Annotated in this window: 22 protein-coding genes; 13 read left to right on the top strand and 9 right to left on the bottom strand. The window is 74.4% G+C overall.

Going from position 1 to position 17,078, the window contains the following annotated elements; genetic code table 11:
• Positions 1 to 23 precede the first annotated feature (23 nt).
• The 4 genes from C5508_RS11350 to C5508_RS11335 all read left to right on the top strand — a co-directional run bounded on the left by C5508_RS11350 (position 24) and on the right by C5508_RS11335 (position 2,810).
• Positions 24 to 785, top strand: a complete 762-nt coding sequence (locus C5508_RS11350) for an enoyl-CoA hydratase/isomerase family protein (protein WP_232797064.1) — start codon at positions 24 to 26, stop codon at positions 783 to 785.
• A gap of 139 nt (positions 786 to 924) precedes the next feature.
• A complete protein-coding gene (locus tag C5508_RS11345) occupies positions 925 to 1,143 on the top strand; it encodes a hypothetical protein (protein WP_104525055.1) in 219 nt (72 codons plus the stop codon).
• Between the two features lie 169 nt (positions 1,144 to 1,312).
• On the top strand, positions 1,313 to 2,284 hold the full coding sequence (locus C5508_RS11340) for a hypothetical protein (protein WP_104525054.1): 972 nt from the start codon (positions 1,313 to 1,315) through the stop codon (positions 2,282 to 2,284).
• A gap of 115 nt (positions 2,285 to 2,399) precedes the next feature.
• The gene (locus C5508_RS11335) at positions 2,400 to 2,810 is read left to right on the top strand and encodes a hypothetical protein (protein WP_104525053.1); all 411 of its coding nucleotides are present in this window, start codon (positions 2,400 to 2,402) and stop codon (positions 2,808 to 2,810) included.
• A 9-nt stretch (positions 2,811 to 2,819) separates the two neighbouring features.
• On the opposite strand, the gene C5508_RS11330 is transcribed toward C5508_RS11335, so the two are convergent.
• The 4 genes from C5508_RS11330 to C5508_RS11315 all read right to left on the bottom strand — a co-directional run bounded on the left by C5508_RS11330 (position 2,820) and on the right by C5508_RS11315 (position 4,604).
• A complete protein-coding gene (locus C5508_RS11330) occupies positions 2,820 to 3,101 on the bottom strand; it encodes a DUF427 domain-containing protein (RefSeq protein WP_104525052.1) in 282 nt (93 codons plus the stop codon).
• 23 nt (positions 3,102 to 3,124) lie between these two features.
• Positions 3,125 to 3,508 carry a PaaI family thioesterase gene (locus C5508_RS11325; RefSeq protein ID WP_104525051.1) on the bottom strand — a complete coding sequence of 128 codons (384 nt, stop codon included), beginning with the start codon at positions 3,506 to 3,508 and terminating at the stop codon, positions 3,125 to 3,127.
• A 335-nt stretch (positions 3,509 to 3,843) separates the two neighbouring features.
• The gene (locus C5508_RS11320) at positions 3,844 to 4,161 is read right to left on the bottom strand and encodes a hypothetical protein (protein ID WP_104525050.1); all 318 of its coding nucleotides are present in this window, start codon (positions 4,159 to 4,161) and stop codon (positions 3,844 to 3,846) included.
• Positions 4,158 to 4,604, bottom strand: coding sequence for a GNAT family N-acetyltransferase (locus C5508_RS11315; protein ID WP_104525049.1), 447 nt, complete (start codon positions 4,602 to 4,604; stop codon positions 4,158 to 4,160). Before C5508_RS11315 ends, C5508_RS11320 begins: the two co-directional genes overlap by 4 nt.
• A gap of 114 nt (positions 4,605 to 4,718) precedes the next feature.
• On the opposite strand from C5508_RS11315, the gene C5508_RS11310 reads away from it, so the two are divergent.
• From C5508_RS11310 to C5508_RS11280, 7 genes are all read left to right on the top strand, one after another.
• Positions 4,719 to 4,940: a hypothetical protein gene (locus C5508_RS11310; protein ID WP_232797063.1), complete on the top strand. Its 222-nt coding sequence runs from the start codon at positions 4,719 to 4,721 to the stop codon at positions 4,938 to 4,940.
• 101 nt (positions 4,941 to 5,041) lie between these two features.
• Positions 5,042 to 6,061: an iron ABC transporter substrate-binding protein gene (locus tag C5508_RS11305; RefSeq protein ID WP_104525047.1), complete on the top strand. Its 1,020-nt coding sequence runs from the start codon at positions 5,042 to 5,044 to the stop codon at positions 6,059 to 6,061.
• A 101-nt stretch (positions 6,062 to 6,162) separates the two neighbouring features.
• On the top strand, positions 6,163 to 7,665 hold the full coding sequence (locus C5508_RS11300; RefSeq protein ID WP_232797062.1) for an ABC transporter permease: 1,503 nt from the start codon (positions 6,163 to 6,165) through the stop codon (positions 7,663 to 7,665).
• Complete coding sequence (locus C5508_RS11295; protein ID WP_104525046.1) at positions 7,662 to 8,726, top strand: ABC transporter ATP-binding protein; 1,065 nt, start codon at positions 7,662 to 7,664, stop codon at positions 8,724 to 8,726. Before C5508_RS11300 ends, C5508_RS11295 begins: the two co-directional genes overlap by 4 nt.
• Before the next feature lie 55 nt (positions 8,727 to 8,781).
• A complete protein-coding gene (locus C5508_RS11290) occupies positions 8,782 to 9,579 on the top strand; it encodes an aldolase/citrate lyase family protein (RefSeq protein ID WP_104525045.1) in 798 nt (265 codons plus the stop codon).
• Positions 9,576 to 10,427 carry an NAD-dependent epimerase/dehydratase family protein gene (locus C5508_RS11285; RefSeq protein WP_104525044.1) on the top strand — a complete coding sequence of 284 codons (852 nt, stop codon included), beginning with the start codon at positions 9,576 to 9,578 and terminating at the stop codon, positions 10,425 to 10,427. Before C5508_RS11290 ends, C5508_RS11285 begins: the two co-directional genes overlap by 4 nt.
• Positions 10,424 to 11,113, top strand: coding sequence for a glycosyltransferase (locus tag C5508_RS11280; protein ID WP_198598031.1), 690 nt, complete (start codon positions 10,424 to 10,426; stop codon positions 11,111 to 11,113). Before C5508_RS11285 ends, C5508_RS11280 begins: the two co-directional genes overlap by 4 nt.
• A 7-nt stretch (positions 11,114 to 11,120) precedes the next feature.
• Here the strand turns inward: C5508_RS11280 and C5508_RS11275 are convergent, their stop codons facing one another.
• The 4 genes from C5508_RS11275 to C5508_RS11260 form a co-directional block, all read right to left on the bottom strand.
• Positions 11,121 to 12,554 carry a glycosyltransferase family 39 protein gene (locus C5508_RS11275; RefSeq protein WP_232797061.1) on the bottom strand — a complete coding sequence of 478 codons (1,434 nt, stop codon included), beginning with the start codon at positions 12,552 to 12,554 and terminating at the stop codon, positions 11,121 to 11,123.
• 41 nt (positions 12,555 to 12,595) lie between these two features.
• Entirely contained in the window at positions 12,596 to 13,108 is a 513-nt protein-coding gene (locus C5508_RS11270) for a PGPGW domain-containing protein (protein WP_104525043.1), read from the bottom strand.
• Positions 13,109 to 13,174: 66 nt separating this feature from the next.
• Positions 13,175 to 13,444, bottom strand: coding sequence for a DUF2277 domain-containing protein (locus C5508_RS11265; RefSeq protein WP_104525042.1), 270 nt, complete (start codon positions 13,442 to 13,444; stop codon positions 13,175 to 13,177).
• 65 nt (positions 13,445 to 13,509) lie between these two features.
• Entirely contained in the window at positions 13,510 to 14,142 is a 633-nt protein-coding gene (locus C5508_RS11260; RefSeq protein WP_104525041.1) for a hypothetical protein, read from the bottom strand.
• 111 nt (positions 14,143 to 14,253) lie between these two features.
• On the opposite strand from C5508_RS11260, the gene C5508_RS11255 reads away from it, so the two are divergent.
• Positions 14,254 to 14,673 (top strand): hypothetical protein, encoded by a 420-nt coding sequence (locus tag C5508_RS11255; protein WP_104525040.1) that lies wholly within the window; start codon positions 14,254 to 14,256, stop codon positions 14,671 to 14,673.
• Between the two features lie 59 nt (positions 14,674 to 14,732).
• Positions 14,733 to 15,629, top strand: coding sequence for an SDR family NAD(P)-dependent oxidoreductase (locus C5508_RS11250; RefSeq protein WP_104525039.1), 897 nt, complete (start codon positions 14,733 to 14,735; stop codon positions 15,627 to 15,629).
• A gap of 74 nt (positions 15,630 to 15,703) precedes the next feature.
• Here C5508_RS11250 and C5508_RS11245 read toward each other — a convergent pair whose 3' ends face one another.
• Entirely contained in the window at positions 15,704 to 16,981 is a 1,278-nt protein-coding gene (locus tag C5508_RS11245) for a PP2C family protein-serine/threonine phosphatase (RefSeq protein WP_104525038.1), read from the bottom strand.
• Between the last annotated feature and the right edge of the window lie 97 nt (positions 16,982 to 17,078).

Here is a 17,078-nt window from a genome sequence, read left to right as displayed (position 1 = left end):
ACGCGCGACGGCACGATTCGGGCTTGGGGGTCGAGGATCGGGAGCACGTCAGGGTGCTCACGCTGGACCGGCCCGACCGCCGCAACGCGCTCTCCACCGAGCTGCAGGCCGACCTGGTGGAGGAGCTGCTGCGGGTGCCCGAGGACGGTGTCCGCGCGGTGGTGGTCACCGGTACCGGGCCGGCGTTCTGTGCCGGGTTCGACCTCAAGGAGATCCGCGCCGCCGACGAGCGGGGGGAGCGGTTCCGGCCGCCCATGGACCGGCCCGTCCGGGCGGTGTTCGAGGTGGTCACCGAGGTCCCGGTCCCGGTGATCGCGGCGCTCAACGGCCCGGCGGTGGCCGGCGGGTTCGAGCTGGCGCTGGCCTGCGACCTCCGGGTGGCCTCGCCCGCGGTGCACTTCGCGCTGCCCGAGGCCGCGATCGGCATGGGGGCCAACTTCGGCTCCGTCGTGCTGCCGAAGCGCATCCCGATGGGAATCGCGCTCGAAGCGCTCTTCACCGGTGATCGGCTGACCGTCGAGGAGGCGCAGCGGTGGGGGCTGGTCAACCGGCTGGTCGAGCCCGACGCCGTGTTGGCGACCGCCCTGGAGCTCGCTGACCGGATCGCCGCGAACGCGCCCGTCTCCGTGCGGCGGATGAAGGAGACCGCGGTCAAGGCACTGGAGCTGCCGCTCTGGCAGGGGCTGCGGCTCGACGTCGGGCCGAACCCCTATCTCAGCGAGGACCGCAAGGAGGGCATCGCCGCCCGCCTCGAGAAGCGCCCGCCCCGATGGGCCGGCCGGTGAGCACTCAATCGAGACTATATGGTTCCATTACGGTCGCATAACGGCTCGTCACTCCAGCCAGGACGGTCTGCCGCCGGCGCCGCGGAGCTGCGAGGGTCTCCTCGTCCGCCCCGCCCCGGGGCGTGCGGAGGAGGTCGACATGAACTGTGCGCACTGCGGAGCCGAGCATCAGCGCGGCCGCTACTGCATCGGCTGCGGCAAGCTCATGCCCCCGTCGCCCCTGCCGCCCCGTCGCGTGCGGTTGGCGCCGCGCCCCTCCTTCGAGACGACCGACGACATGACCCAGCCGGTCCTGCGCTTCGAGGTCGCCCCGCGGCGCCCGGTGGTCCCGGCCCGGATGTCGGCGTCCGCCGGCTGAGCCCCGCCGCCCGAGGGCGCCACTCCTCCGGGGTGGCGCCCTCGCGCATTCCCCCGCTCGGTGACGAGGCTCACTGCTAGCAATCTGCTTGCAGGAGTTAGCACTCGCGGGTTCCGGGGCATGGAGAAGACCGTCAGGTCATCCCCAATCTCTGGAGCTGTTCTTCGTCATGACCGACAACACCAAGATCATCAACCAGCTGCGCGCCCTCGTCCTGCTCACGCAGACCGAGGAGCAGGTCGCACGGACGCGGATCACCCAGGCTCGCACCGACGCCGTCCGTCGCGAGCTCACGCAGAACGCCGACAACGCCGCGGCACGCTCGATCGAGATCACCGAGCAGTTGCGCACCCTCGGTGGCGTCCCGGACGTCGTGACCCCGGCCATCGGCCGGCTCTCCGCCGTCCTCAAGGCCACCTTCGAGCAGGCCGCTCCGCTGGAGGAGGCCCTGCTGACCGACCTCCAGCTCGAGCACCAGCTGCTCGACCGCGCCACCTACGTCAAGGTCCTGGCGCAGGCCGCCGGTGAGACCAAGACCCAGCGTCTGGCCGAGAAGCTGATCGACGCCCACAAGGCGACCGTCGAGTGGCTGACCGTGGTTCTGGCCGAGGAGGCCCTCGGTGGCCCCGCCGCCCTGGTGCCGACCCCGGTCCAGCGCGTCGCCGGTGCGGCGGCTCGCGCGGTCAACGCCCCGGTGCGCTTCCTGGCCAACACCGTGAACAACGCCGTGGACACCGTGCAGCACGCCGGCGAGGAGACCACCGAGCGCCTCGGCTCCGTGGCCGACCGCGCCGCCGCCCTCACCGGCGCCGTCCGCGAGACCCTCACCGTCGGCCGCGCCGCCTCGCTGCGCCGCGCCGAGCGGATCGCCCAGCGCGAGGGCAACAAGGACGCCGCCGAGGTGGCCCGCGAGGCCCGCGAGGAGCTCGGCGACGTGACCGCCGACGAGCTGCCCATCAAGGGGTACGACTCGCTCAACACCACGGATGCCGCCAAGGCCGTCAAGGGGCTCACCGAGCCGCACGACATCCGCGTGGTCATCCGCTACGAGGAGACCCACAAGGCGCGCACCAGCGTGATCAGCGCCGCCCAGACCGCGCTCGCCGCGGTTGCCAAGGAGGCCGTGGGCGTCGAGTCCTGACACCCGCGCCACGCCCGGAGGGCCCGCATCCCATCAGGGGTGCGGGCCCTCCGCGTGCTCAGGATCGCGCGTCCTCGGGGTTTGCCACGCCGAGGAGACCGGGGAAGCCTGAGGCATGAGCATCACACCCCGAGCCCTCGAGGCGGAGTTCTCGCTGACGACGGCCGCGACCCGGCTGGACTTCCTCAGCCGACGCGACAACGGCGACACCGCCCTCAACACCGTGCGGGACGACGACGCGGACTCCTGGACCTCACTCCTGCACGACCAGACCCAGCTCGACGTCCACGAGTCGCTGGAGCTGCTCGCCCTCGGCGAGGTGGTCTCCCGCAAGGCGCACGACAGCCAGCTGGTGGGCATCCGCGCCGCGCTGCGCGGTGGTGCGGACTGGGAGCAGATCGCCGCCGCCCTGGACGTCACCCCGCAGCAGGCCTGGGACACCTACACCGAGTCGGTCGCCTCCCAGCTGGACGCCGAGGCCGCGGCCTCCGCCCGCGAGCTCGCCGGCTCCCGCCCCGCTCGCTGAGCGGGCGGGTCAGCGGACCTCGACGCCCTTCCAGAAGGCGACCCGGCCGGTGATCTCCTTCGCGGCGTCCTTCGGCTCCGGATACGTCCAGGCGGCGTCGGCCTTGACCTCGCCGTCGACCTCCAGGCCGAAGTAGGACGCCGTCCCCTTCCACGGGCACACCGTGGAGGTGTCCGACGGGCGCAGGACGCCCTCGCGGACGGACTCCAGCGGGAAGTAGGCGTTGCCCTCGACGGTGACGATGTCGTCGGACTCGGCGATCACGGCGCCGTTCCAGGTAGCAGTGGTCATGGGCCGATGCTCCACCCGCGGGCTCAGCGCTGCAGCAGGGCGAACGTGGCGACGGCGTGCACCAGGCACTTCCCGTCCTGCTCGACGTCGGCCTCGCAGACGGTGAGGTGTTCGCCACGGGTCCGCAGCCGCGCCGTCGCCTCCACCCGCCCCGGCTTGCCCGGGCGCAGGTAGGTGACGGTCAGCTGACTGGTCGCCGGCACCTCGCCGTCGTCGGTGGTGGTGCGCACGGCCAGTCCCATCGCGGTGTCCACGAGCGTCGCCAGGACACCGCCGTGCAGCGTGCCCGCGGCGTTGAGGTGCTCCTCGGTCGCCTCGAACCCGAGCCGGGCCGAGCCGTCCTCGGCGGCCTCCGGTCGCGCTCCCAGTCGTTCGGCGAACCCACCCGTGGCCACGTCGTCACCCATGTCCGGCCCCTACCCCGGACCGGGCAGAGGCACGCGGAATCACGGCGGATGCGGCTGGGGCCCGTGGTGCGGCGGCTTCGGCGGCGAGGACGTCGAGACCGTCGACTGCGGGTCGGACGAGGCCGAGAACAAGGTCGTGGGGATCGAGAAGGACGAGATGACCTACGACGAGTTCATGGAGCAGGAGGTCTGCCTCGACTTCGCCAGCGCATCGTCCGCACTCTGGTACGGCCCTCCCGGCGATGACGAGGACGGCACGGTCCACTGCGCGAGCCCGCCTGATCTCGTCTGGTCCACGAGTGCCCCGCCGGTCCGCCGGCGGGGCACTCGCCGTCTCAGGGCCGGGGCAGTCGGCCGAGCAGCACACGGGCCACCGCGACGGCGGAGCGGTCAGGCGCAGGGGAGTCGGCGGTCGCGCGCAGCCAGGCCGTCAAGGGCCCCGCGACGGCGGGGGAGATTGCCGTGATCCAGGCCGCCGTCGCCGCGCGGGCCTCCGCCACGTGCTCGGTGCTCCCGTCGGGCGCGTGCGCGATCACCTCCGGACGGCTGGCGAGCAGCCCACCTCCCCGCCAGTCGCCGGGTGTGGTCCGTGCGGCCAGGTCCTCCAGCCGGTCGGCGGCGGCCCGGAGGGTCCGCGCGTCCTCGGCGGTCATGCCGGCTCGCGCCGCATCGGCACGTGGGGGATGCCGTCCTCGAGGTAGCCGGGACCGCTGCGCCGGAAGCCGAATCGGGTGTACCAGTCCTCGAGGTGGGCCTGCGCACCGAGCGTGAGCGGCCCGTCCCCGTAGCTCTCCAGCGCCGTCTCGATCAGGCGGGCCGCCAGGCCCCGGCTCCGGGCGCTACCGGCGGTGGCCACCCGCCCGATGGCCCGGCTCCCGTCGTCGTCCAGGACGCGGATCGTCGCCAGGACGTCGCCGTCCGCCTCGAACCAGAGGTGCTCGGTGGCCGGCTCCAGGTCCCGCCCGTCCAGCTCGGGATAGGGGCACTGCTGCTCGACGACGAAGACGTCGACCCGCAACCGGCAGAGCCGGTAGACCTCGAACGGGGTGAGGTCGGCGAAGGCGGCGCGGCGCAGGCGCGGCTCGGCGTCGGTCATGGAGGAGTTCTAACCCAGGGTGGCCGGTGACCGATCGGCGGCCGTCGGTCGGCCGAACGCCGGCCCTCCGGACCGGGTCGGCGTCGACCCGTGGGGTAGGGGAGACCCATGTCGATGTCGAGCCCCTTCGAACCGCACCTCGGTCGCCCCGACGAGGGCATCCCGGCCGCCGACCCCGGCGCGGGAGCGCCTCCGCCGGCCGAGGGCTTCGGGGTGGGCGGGGAGGAACCGGACCGCCCGGAGGAGGGCACCGCCGCGTCCCCGGCCGCCGCGGGAGCGGACGATCCGCCGTTCCGGACGCCGGACCCGCGTGAGCTCCGCCCCGACGCGAGCTGACCTCCTGCGGCGCGAGCTCGCGTCGACGGGCCCTCCGCCGGCAGTGGCGAGGGGCAGGCATGCTTAGGTGTGCCTTGCCTACTTGAAGGAGGAACGCACACGTGACCAGGCTCGGGCGCGCGACCGCCGGTGTCGTCTCCACCCTCACCCTCGCCTCGGCCCTGAGCGGGTGCGGTTCCGCCGGCTCGGACGCCGACACGCTCACCGTCTACAGCGCCCAGCACGAGAGCCTGGTCCGGACGATGCTCGAGGACTTCACCGAGGAGACCGGGATCGAGCTGGAGTTCCGCGACGCGAACGACTCCGAGCTGGCCAACCAGATCATCGAGGAGGGCGAGGCGTCCCCGGCCGACGTCTTCCTCACCGAGAACAGCCCCGCCATCGGCGTCGTCGACCGCGAGGGCCTGCTGGCCCCCTTGGACGAGAAGACCCTGGGCCAGGTGGGGGAGCAGTACCGGGCCTCGACGGGGAACTGGGTGGGCTTCGCCGCCCGCTCCACCGTGCTGGCCTACAACCCCGAGAAGGTCCCCGAGGCCGAGCTGCCCGCCTCCATCCTCGAGCTGGCCGAGCCCGAGTACGAGGGCCGGGTCGGCATCGCCGCCGGAGGCGCGGACTTCCAGGCCATCGTCAGCGCGGTGCTCGCCCTGGAGGGCGAGGAGGCCACCCGCGCGTGGCTGGAAGGGCTCGAGCGCAACGCCGAGATCTACGCCAGCAACACCGCGGTCATGAAGGCCGTGGACGAGGCACAGGTCGATCTCGGGGTCATGTACCACTACTACTGGTACCGCGATCAGGCCGAGGGCGGGCTCGTCGGCGACGACGCCCGGCTGCACTACTTCGGCAACCAGGACCCCGGTGCCTTCGTCAGCGTCTCCGGGGCGGGGGTGCTCGCCTCCTCCGACCAGAAGGAGCAGGCCCAGCGCCTGGTCGCCTACCTGACCGCGACCGCCGCGCAGGAGAAGCTGGCGTCGAGCTCGGCCCTCGAGTACGCCGTCGGGACCGGCACCGCCTCCGCGGAGGAGCTCCCGCCGCTGGAGGAGCTGGGCGCGCCTGCCGTCGACCCCAGCGGCTTGGATGCCCCCACGGTCACCGAGCTGATGCAGGAAGCGGGCCTGCTCTGACCGCTCCCGTTCTCCGCCCCTCGAGCCCCGGGACGCCGGCCGCGCCGGACCCCCGGGGCTCCGGCGCGCCCGCGGGCCGACGGCGGTTGCGACGGGCTCCGGTGACCCTCGCGCTGGCCGCCTGCGTCGCGGCGCTGGCGCTGCTGCCGCTGGGCTACATCGCCGGGTACACCCTCGACGTCGGCTGGACCGGCATCCGCGAGCTGGTGCTGCGCCCGCGCGTCGGCGAGCTGCTGTGGAACACCACCCGGCTGGTCCTGGGCACGGTGGCGGTCTGCGGCGTCCTCGGGGTGGGAGCGGCCTGGCTGGTGGAGCGCTCCTCGGTGCCCGGCCGGAAGCTCTGGCACGTGCTCCTGGTCGCGCCCCTGGCGGTGCCGGCGTTCGTCAACAGCTACGCCTGGATCTCGCTGCTGCCCGGCCTGGACACCTACGCCGGCGCACTGCTGGTGGTGTCGCTGTCCTACTTCCCGTTCGTCTACCTGCCCGCGGTCGCGGCCTTCCGCGGCCTGGACCCGGCGCTGGAGGAGACCGCTCACGGGCTCGGGCTGTCGGGCTGGGCGGTGTTCCGCCGGGTGCAGCTGCCGCAGCTGCGGGTGGCGCTGCTCGGCGGCAGCCTGCTGGTCGCGCTGCACCTGCTCGCCGAGTTCGGTGCCCTGCAGATGCTGCGCTACCCGACCTTCACCACGGCCATCTACGACCAGTACCGGGCCACGTTCAACGGGCCCGGCGCCACCATGCTCGCCGGTGTCCTGGTGCTGCTGTGCCTGGTCCTGCTGCTCGCCGAGCTGCGGCTGCGCGGCTCCCGCGGCTTCGCCGGCAGTGGCCGCGGCGCGGCCCGGCCGGTGCGCCCGGTCGCGCTGCGCTGGTTCACCGCGCCGGCGCTGCTGGGGCTCGCCGCACTCGTCGGCCTGGCCCTCCTGGTGCCGCTGGGGAGCCTGGCGTACTGGCTGGGCAGCGGCGCCTCGGCCGGCCTGGACGGGGGCGACCTGGCCGCCACCACTGGCACCACCCTCGTCCTCGCCGCGGCGGCCGCCGCCCTGACCACCGCCATGGCGCTGCCGGTCGGCTGGCTCGCCGTGCGCGCCCGCGGCCGGCTCGCAACGCTTCTCGAGCGGGCCGCCTACGTGGGCAGCTCGGTGCCGGGCATCGTCGTCGCCCTGGCGCTCGTGACCCTGAGCATCCGCGCGACGCCGTGGCTCTACCAAACCGTGCCGGTGCTGCTGGTCGCCTATGCGATCCTCTTCCTGCCCCGGGCGATCGTGACCGTGCGGGCGGCCGTGGAGCAGTTCCCGCCGCTCTACGACGACGTCGCCGCCTCCCTGGGCTCCGCCGGCGCCGACCGGCTGCGCCGGGTCACCCTGCCGCTGCTCGCCCCCGGCCTGGGTGCCGGCGCGGCGCTGGTGTTCCTGGCCGTGGTCACCGAGCTGACCGCGACCCTGCTGCTCGCGCCCACCGGAACGTCCACGCTCGCCACGGCGTTCTGGTCGGCGAGCAGTGCCCTGGAGTACGGGGCGGCCGCTCCCTACGCCCTGGTCATGGTGCTGCTCTCGGCGCCGGCGACCGTGCTGCTCTCCCGCGACACCCGACGAGGTCTGACCACATGAGCTCCCTGACCGTGACCGGCCTGACCAAGGCCTACGGCGCCACCCAGGTGCTGGACGGCATCGACCTGCACGTGCCGGCCGGCAGCCTCACCGCGCTGCTCGGCCCCTCGGGCTGCGGCAAGACGACGCTGCTGCGGCTGGTGGCCGGCTTCGACGACCCCGACCGCGGCGTCGTCGCGCTGGGCGACCGCATCGTGGTGGGCGCCGGACGCGGCGTGCCGGCTCCCAAGCGGGGGATCGGGTTCGTGCCGCAGGAGGGCGGGCTGTTCCCGCACCTGAGCGTCACCGGGAACGTCACCTTCGGCCTGCCGCGGCGGCTGCGCTCGGACCGGACCCGGGTGCGCGAGCTGCTGGCCCTCGTCGGCCTGGACGGCGACCTCGCCGACCGCTCCCCGAACCAGCTCTCCGGTGGGCAGCAGCAGCGCGTCGCCCTGGCCCGCGCCCTGGCACCCGAGCCCTCGCTGGTGCTGCTCGACGAGCCGTTCTCCTCGCTCGACGCCGGCCTCCGGGAGGAAACCCGGCAGGCGGTCTCGACGGCGCTGGCCGCGACCGGGGCGACCGCGGTGCTGGTCACCCACGACCAGGCGGAGGCGCTGTCGATGGCCGACCAGGTGGCCGTGCTGCGCGGCGGGCACCTGGTCCAGCTCACCGACCCGCGGACCCTGTACCGGCAGCCGACGGACCTCGACGTGGCCGCCTTCGTCGGGGACTCCGTCGTCCTGGACGCCGACGTCCGGAACGGGCTGGCCCGCTGCGTGCTCGGCGACCTCGCCGTGACGGGCGCGCAGCCCGACGGCCCGGCCCGGATCCTGCTGCGGCCCGAGCAGTTGCGGCTGGTCGCGCCGACCCCGGCCGCGCTGACCGCCCGCGTCAGCGCGGTGGACTTCTACGGGCACGACTCTCGGGTCCGGCTGGACCTGCCCGGGGGCGGGAGCGTCGCCGCACGGCTGGGCGGGGTGGACCTCCCGGCGGTCGGGGAGCAGGTCGCCATCGAGGTGACCGGATCGGCTCTGGCCTACCCGGCGGCCGCTGACGGGCCGGTTCCCGAACCCGTCGTGTGACGACGCGCTGGGCCCCGCTCTCACTCAAGGGTTAGGAAAGCCTAAGCTGCCCGGCATGGACCTGTTCCTCTTCACCGTCGACCCGCGCTGGGGCGCCGACGTCGTGGCCGCGGGTGCGGCAGGCGTCGTCGTCGACTGGGAGAACCGCGGCAAGCTGCGCCGGCAGGCGGGGGAGGGGACGCAGGTCAACGCCGACACCGCCGACGACCTCTCGGCCGTGCGCGCCGCGACCTCCGGGCGGGTGCTCTGCCGGATCAACGGGGCCGGGCCATGGACGGCGGATGAGGTCGACGAGGCCGTCCGCCGCGGCGCCGACGAGATCCTGCTGCCGATGGTCCGCACCGCCGAGGAGGTCGACCGGACGCTCGAGGCGGTCGCGGGGCGGTGCGGCCTGGGAATTCTGATCGAGACCCAGGACGCCGTGGACCGGGCCGCCGAGCTGGCCGCGCGCCCGCTGTCGCGGATCTACGTGGGCCTCAACGACCTGCGCATCGACCGCGGCTCTCCCGAGCTGTTCCGCCCGCTCGTCGACGGGACGGTCGACGCGGTGCGGTCCGAGGTCGGCACGGCCTTCGGCGTGGGCGGCCTGACGCTCCCCGGAGGCGGCTTCCCCGTCCCGGGGGACCTGCTGGCCGCCGAACTGGTGCGGCTGGGCACCGACTTCACGTTCCTGCGCCGGTCGTTCACCGCCGACATGGCCGGTCGCGACCCGTTCGTCGAGGTGCCCCGGCTGCTGGCCGCCCTCCGCGCACTCCGCGACGCGGCCGGCCCCGACATCGCCGACGCTCGGGAGCGGTTCGTCGCCGCGGTGGAGGGCGCGTCCGGTCGCGCGCCGGTGGCGCACCCGGCGTGAGAGCCCTCGTGACCGGGGCGGGCGGCTTCGTGGGCCGGCACCTGGTGGCGCGCCTGCAGGCCGACGGCTGGCAGGTCACCGCCCTCACCCGGCGCGAGGTGGACCTGGCCGACCCGGTCGCCGGCGCCGCCGCGGTGCGCGCCGCGGCTCCCGACGTCGTCTTCGGCCTCGTCGCCGGCCGCGCCAAGGCCACGCCGGCCGAGCGCGCCGCCACCACCGCGGTCAACACCACCCCGTGGCTGGTCGACGCCCTGCCGGACACCTGCCGGTCCGTCGTCCGGCTCGGCTCCTCCACCGAATACGCGGCGGCGCCGCACCCGCTGGCCGAGGACGCCGCGCTGGAACCGCGCGGCTTCTTCGGCGCCACCAAGGCCGCCGGCTCGCTGCTGCTGCAGGCCGCCGCGGCCGAGCGGGGCGTGCGGGCCGCGGTGCTGCGCGCCTTCCAGGTGTACGGGCCCGGCGACCACCCCACCCGGCTCGTGCCCGTCGTGCTCTCGGCGGCCCGCACCGGCGCGACCGTGCCGCTCCCGGCCCGGTTGAGCCGTCGCGACTGGGTGTGGGTGGGGGACGTCGTGGACGCCTGTGTGCGCGCCGCAACGGACGACGACCTGCCGCCTGGGGTGGTGGTCAACATCGGCACCGGCGTGCAGACCAGCACCGAGGAGCTCGTGGCCACCGCCGAGCGGGTGACCGGCCGGCCCATCACCACCGAGCCGGGGGCGCACCCGGGCCGCAGCTGGGACACCGCCGACTGGGTCTGCGACCCCACCCGGGCCGGGGAGCTGCTCGGGTGGTCGCCCACGGTCGACCTCGCCGAGGGGCTGGCACGCACGTGGGCGGCCGGATGACTCCCGGCCCGCGCATCGCCGTCGTCGTGCCGGTGTACGGCAACGAGGCGACGCTGGCCGAGCTCACCGACCGGCTCGCGGCCGCCCTGGCCGGGCGCGACTGGCGGCTGCGCCTGGTCATCGACGCCTCCCCGGACGACAGCGCCACGGTGGCGATGGCGCTGGCGGAGGACCGGCCGCACCTGTCGGTCACCGGGCTCACCGTCAACGGCGGGCAGCACGCGGCGCTGGCCCGCGGTCTGGCCGACGAGCCCGATGCCGACGTCTGGGTGTGCCTGGACGCGGATCTGCAGGACCCGCCGGAGGCCGTGCCCGTGCTGCTCGACCGGCTCGCCGAGGGCGACGTGGACGCCGTCTTTGCCGGGCGGCGGGGCAGCTACGAGTCGCCGCTGCGCCGGCTCACCGGCACCGCCCACCGCCGGGTGGCCGCGCGGCTCACCGGGTTGCCGCCGGACGCCGGGGCCTTCCTGGCGATGGGGCGGGGAGTCCGGGACGCGGTCGTGACGGCCGTGGGGGAGGACGGGGCGCCGAGCGTCGTCCTCGCGGTCGGCCGGTCCGGTCGGCCGGTCGCCAGCGTCCCGGTCGTCCGCGACCGCCGCCCGGTGGGGCGGTCGGCCTGGACGTCGGGCGCGCGGTTGCGCCAGTCGGTCCGCTCGTTGCGGTGGGCGCTGCGCTCGCGGCGCTGAGGCCGGGTCAGCGCGTCCAGAGCTGGACGACCAGCTGGGTCTTGCTGCCCTCCAGGGCGAACTCCTGGACCACCTCCAGGCCGGCGTCGGCCAGGATCGCGTCGTCATCGGTGGGCACCGGTTCGCCGTCGATCACCCGGCGGACCAGCCAGACCCGGTCGGCGTCGGCGGGCGCGTCGTCCGGGGGGAGCACGACGTCGGGACGCAGCTGCGGGGCGAGGACGCGCACGTAGTGGTCCAGGCCGAGGGCCGAGCGCTGATCGGCGGCCACCACGGGCTCGCCGCTGCGGTGCCTCTCGGCCAACAGCGCGACCGCGTCGTCGGCGCGCTCCCGCGGACCACGCTCGGCCAGCGGCGCGGCGGCGAGCAGGCAGCAGCCGATCAGCACGGCCGCGGCCGGCACCCGGGTCGGCCGGGGGAGGGCCATGGCGCCCGCCGCGGCCAGGACCGCGAGGCCGAGCAGAGCGGCCAGCAGGTAGCGCGGCAGGAACACCGGGCGCACGAGCTCGGCGGCCACCAGGAGCAGCAGGGGGACGACGACCCAGCACGTCGCCAGCACCCGGACGCCCGCACCGCGGGCGGCACCGACGACGGCGAGGACCACGACCGCCCAGAGCATCGGTGTGCGGCCACCGGCCCACGCCTCGATCGCCAGCCCGACCAGCCGGCCGTCGGTGTCGTTGAGGTGCTCGGCGTTGCGACCGCCGGTGCCGTTGAGCGCCGCGAGGGCGACGAAGGCCAGTGCCGGAAGGGTACCGAGGAATCCTCCGACGACCACCGGCAGCGCGCGGCGCCCGCGCAGCAGCACGGCCGCGGTGACGAAGGCGGCCAGGACCGTCAGGGCGTACCAGTGGGCCAGGCCCATGCCCGCACCGGCCAGGCCGAGCAGCAGGAGGCCCCGTGGAGGCTCCTGCAGCCACCGCACCAACCCGAGCACCGCGCCGCCGGTGGCCAGCACCGCCAGCCCGTAGCTGCGCGCCTCGACCGACTGCTCGAGCAGCAGCGGGCTGCAGGCGAGCAGCACCCCGGCCAGGACGCCGGTGGCCCGTCCGGCGAGGCGGGCCACGGCGCGGGTGACCAGTGCGAGTCCACCGGCGGTGGCCAGCAGGGAGAACATCCGCAGCGCCGTGTCGCCGCCCAGCCCGGGCAGCGCCATCCAGGCGTGCGCGACGACGTAGTAGGGCGAGTTGTACGCGGGCGGGACGTTCTCCAGGTAGCTGGTGGTGCCCCGGCCGGAGCCGATGGCGCCGAGGATCTCGCTCAGCGGCAGCCGGGCGACCTCGGCGGTGAACAGCTCGTCGAACCACAGCCCGTGCCCCGGAAGCAGCAGCACGACGCCGAACGCGACGAGCAGCAGGGGTGGCAGCAGTTCGACCGCCGTCCAGCGGACCGGAGCCGGTGCGGCCGGCGCAGAACGATCCTCCACCGCGACCGTGCTCACCGGCCCAGGTTAGGCGACCCTCCCTGCCGGATCCACGACGGTCACAAGCCCAGGGCCGTGGTCGCCCTGTCGACCAGCTGGAAGTGGCCGACGGCCCAGAAGGCGACGCCGGCCGCGGCGAGGCCGCCGACGGTGATCGCGAGCGAGCTCACCGGGTGCTGCTTGGCGTGCCGCCAGGCGGCTACGGCCTTGCGCCTGAAGCTGGCGAAGAACCGGCGCGCCCAGTCGAACTCGGTCGACCAGACCCACAGCCCGGCCAGCACCGGCGGGATGGTGAGCGGTCCGGGCAGCACGGTGAGCGCGACCCCGAGCATCACCAGCAGCAGGCCGGCGGTGAAGACGGCCACCCGCCAGGCGATCGCCGTCCCTGGGTTGCCGTGCACCCGGGCGCGGAAGGAGCCCGGCTCGAGCTCGCGCGGCTTGCCCAGCCCGTCGGTGCAGTCCGCGCACACGGTCGCACCGCCGCCGACCCCCTGCGACCGTGGGACGTCGGCGGTGCGGTTACCCGTGACGCGGTACTCGGTCGAGCGGGTGGTCTGCGGCGCTGGCGACATGCGTCGTCACTACCCCGGTGGCCGTCGCTCATTCCGATTGTGCGCAATCGAGATTCGCCGCGCCGGTCAGGTGCCGTAGCGAGCGGCGGCGCGGGCCCGGGCCTTGGCGGCCTCCACCTCGCGGTCCTTCGGCGGGGCGGAGGTGACCAGCGACTCGAGCAACCGGGCTGACGCGGCCGTCACCTCGGCGACCGCGCGGTCGAACGCCTCGGTGTTCGCCTGGGACGGCTTCACGGTCCCGCTGATCTTGCGGACGTACTGGAGCGCGGCGGCCTGGATCTCGTCGTCCGCAGCGGGCGGCTCGAAGTTCGCCAGGGGCCGGATGTTGCGGCACATGCCGCGCAGCGTAGGGCGGGAACCCCGTCCGGGGCACAGCCCTACGCCTGCGAGGGTGCGTTCGCTCAGAGGTCGAAGCCCGCGCGGTCGACCTTGCGGTGGTAGCGCTCGCCGAGCTTGCCGCCGAGGATCGCGCCCAGCAGCGTGATGAGCAGGATGGCGACCAGCGTGATGATGCCGGCGGTGGTCGCGGTGCCCTCGTCGATGGGGATGCGCGGCAGGTTCAGCTGCTGCAGCACGTTGTACTGCGAGCCGAGGGCCGCACCGGCTGCGGCGAGCGCGAGCACGACGAGCAGCCCGATCACCCAGACGGCGATGCCCTGGCGCACGCCGTCGAAGCGGGCCATCCGGCCGGCCACGTAGCCGCCGGCCAGGTAGGCGAGGAAGAGAATGACGAGGACGGCGATGCCGCCCCCGATGCCGATGCCGCTGGTGACCTCGTCCGCGGCCTCGTCGGCCGAATCGAGCCCCTGCGACAGGCCCAGCGCGACACCGGCTGCCGACAGCAGCGCGATCAGGATGACGGCGAGGCCGTTGGCCGAGAGCCAGCCGAAGAAGGCCGCGCCCCACTTGATCCCGCCGAAGCGGTCGTGCTGTGCGCTGATCGCGTCGCGTGCCGCGCCGCGGGACACCGAGGCGCCCTCGGTGGCGCCGAGGCCCGCGTCGTGGTCGTGCCTGGTGTGGTCGTGCCCGGCCATGGTGGTTCCCTTCGTCCGAATGGAGCCGCCTGCTGTCCCCCGGGGGCGGTGATCAGGTTCCATGCCCGGCCCGTCGGAGGGAGAAACGAGACCAACCGGAAGGGTGGACGGATGACTGCGCTGGTGGTGGACCTGGCCAACGTCATGGGGGCCCGTCCCGACGGGTGGTGGCGCGACCGCGCCGGAGCGGCCGAGCGGCTGCTCGCGGCCCTCGTCGCGCTCCCCGCCGGGGTGCCGGGGCCAGACGGCGGGTCGCTGCGGATCGGTGCGGTCGTCGCCGTCGTGGAGGGCGCCGCCCGCGCGGTTCCGGAACCGGTCGGTGTCCGGCTCGTGCGGGCTCCGGGCAGTGGTGACGATGCCCTGGTCGCGGCCGTGGACGAGATCGCCGCCGCGGGGGAGGACGTGCTCGTGGTGACGGCCGACCGCGGGCTGCGGGCGCGGCTGCCCGGAGGAGTGCGGTGCGCCGGCCCCGGCTGGCTGCGGCAGCGGCTGGACGCCGGCGACGGCATGACCGACGCCGGCCCCGGGTAGTCGGTCGTGCACGACGGACGTCGCACCCGCGCCGTCCCTGCCTGCGGCGAGGAGAGCCCGTGCCGATCCCTGAGCACCCAGGACCCATCACCGCGCTGATCACCGGGGCATCCAGCGGCATCGGCCGGGCGACCGCCGTGCAGCTGGGTGAGCGCGGCGCCCGCGTGGTGCTGGTCGCCCGCGGGCGCGCGTCCCTGGAGGCCGCGGCGCGCGAGGTCCGCGAGGCCGGGGCCGCCGCGGTCACCGCGTGCCCGGCCGACGTCCTGGACGAGGACGCCTTCAGCGCCGTGGTCGACTCCGCCGTCGCGGAGTTCGGCCGGCTCGACCTCGTCGTCCACGCCGCCCAGGTGATGGCCTACGGGCGGGTGGAGGACGTGCCCAAGGAGGTCTACGAGCGGGTGGTGGACACGGCGGTCCACGGCACCGCGACCGTGGCGCGGCACGTGCTGCCGGTGTTCCGGAAGCAGGGCGCGGGCCACCTGGTGATCGTCAACTCGCTGCTCGGCAACGTCACGGCCCCGCTCATGGGCAGCTACGTGGTGGCCAAGTTCGGTCAGCTCGGGCTGGCCCGCGTGCTGCAGCAGGAGGTCCGGGACGTGCCCGGCATCTCGGTGACGGTCGTCCAGCCCGGCGGGGTGAACACCCCGATCTACTCGCAGGGCGCCTCCTACGTTGGCAGCACCGGGCGGCCGCCGCCGCCGGTGTACTCCCCGCAGCGGGTCGCCAGGCGGATCCTGACCACGTTGGACCAGCCGCGCCGCGTGGTGCAGGCCGGCCTGTTCAACCCGCTGATCACCGCCGGCTTCCGCTTGCTGCCGGGCCTGTACGACGTCCTGGTCGGTCCGCTGCTGCAGAAGATGGCCATCTCGAACGAGCCGGCGCCGGCCACCGAGGGCAACGTCTTCCGCACCCACGAGGAGGGCAACGCCACCGAGGCGCACTGGCGCAGCATCTGAACTCCGCCACGGCCGGCCTCCCTGTCCGTGCCCCGAGGCGCCGTCCGGCCCCCGCGCGGCAGGACCTCGGCCGATCAGGGGCTCGGTGCCAGCTCGTCGTCCTTCGGCGGTGACTGCCACTCCACCAGCAGCAGTGACGCGTCGTCGCTGGTCAGTCCCCGCCGGGCGTCCATCAGGGCGTGCGACAGCCGGCGGACGCTCTCGGCAGGCTGCAGCCCCGCGGTGGTCGTCTCCTCCAGCAGTTCGCGCAGGCGCTTCTCGCCGAACTGCTCGCCGCCACCCAGCCGCTCCTCGACGACGCCGTCGGTGAAGAACAGGAGCCGGTCGCCCTGCTCCAGCTGCTGGGCCTGCACCGGTGGCTGCCCGCTGCCCAGACCCAGCGGCCGGCTGACCGGTCCGGTCAGCTCGCCGATCACCGCGCCCTCACGCACCCACAATGCCGGCGGATGGCCGGCGTTGACCCAGCTCAACCGCCCGGTCATCGTGTCGAGCTCTCCCAGGTGGGCGGTGGCGAACCGGCCGGGGAAGGTCGTGGCCACCGCGTCGTCCATGGCCGCGTACAGGTCGACGAGGGAGAGGTCCTGGCGTCGGCCGTGTCGGTAGGCCGCGAGGGCCACGGTCGCCATGGTCGCCGCCTCCAACCCATGGCCCATGGCGTCGAGGACGAGCAGGTGCAGCACGTGCTCGTTCAACGCGTAGTCGAAGCTGTCCCCGCCCACCGAGTAGGCCGGTTCGAGCATGCCGGCCAGGCTGACGTCCGGTGTCGTCATCGCCAGCGGCGGGAGGCTCTGGCGCTGCAGCTGGGCGGCGAGCGTCAGCTCCTGCGTCGCCCGCACCCGCTCGAAGGTGTCGGTGTACTCGTTCTTGGTCACGACCAGGTCGGCCACCAGCCCGGCCACCCGCTGCGCGAGCCGCCGGTCGTGCTCGCCGACCGCTGGGAGGGTGAACGACAGGACGCCGACGCGGTCGGAGCCGTCGAGCATCGGCAGGTGCAGTCGGATACCGCCGATCACGTCGCGTTCTACCGGGCTGTCGGTGGCGAAGGCCTGGCCCACCGAGCTGCCCGCGATGCTCTCGGGCTCGCCGACCAGGCCCCGACCGGACAGCGGCTGCAGCGTCATCTGGTCGAGGTCCTGCAGGTGGATGCTGATGTCGGAGGCGCCGACGCGCACCAGCTCCTGCGCCACGAGCGGTCCGACCAGGCGAGGCGGGACCAGGTGGGCGCGGTCCAGCAACGAGCCGAGCAGGCGTTCCCCCAGGCTCTCCTCGGGCACCACGGTCCCGCCGCCGTCGGCGAACCCTTCCGGGGGCGCCTGCTCGTCCGTGCGGCGCGCGCGATGCTCGGGAGTCATCCCGAGTGCATGAGCGGCCGGAGCCGTGGCGAAACGTCGGGGACCGCAGGAGCGGTCTCTTCTACCAATCTAACGCTGCCAACAAAATGAGATGAGA

This window comes from Blastococcus atacamensis, assembly GCF_002938425.1.
GTDB lineage: Bacteria > Actinomycetota > Actinomycetes > Mycobacteriales > Geodermatophilaceae > Blastococcus > Blastococcus atacamensis.
The sequence above is the reverse complement of the archived record's forward strand: the minus strand, read 5'-3'. Positions and strand labels throughout refer to the sequence as shown.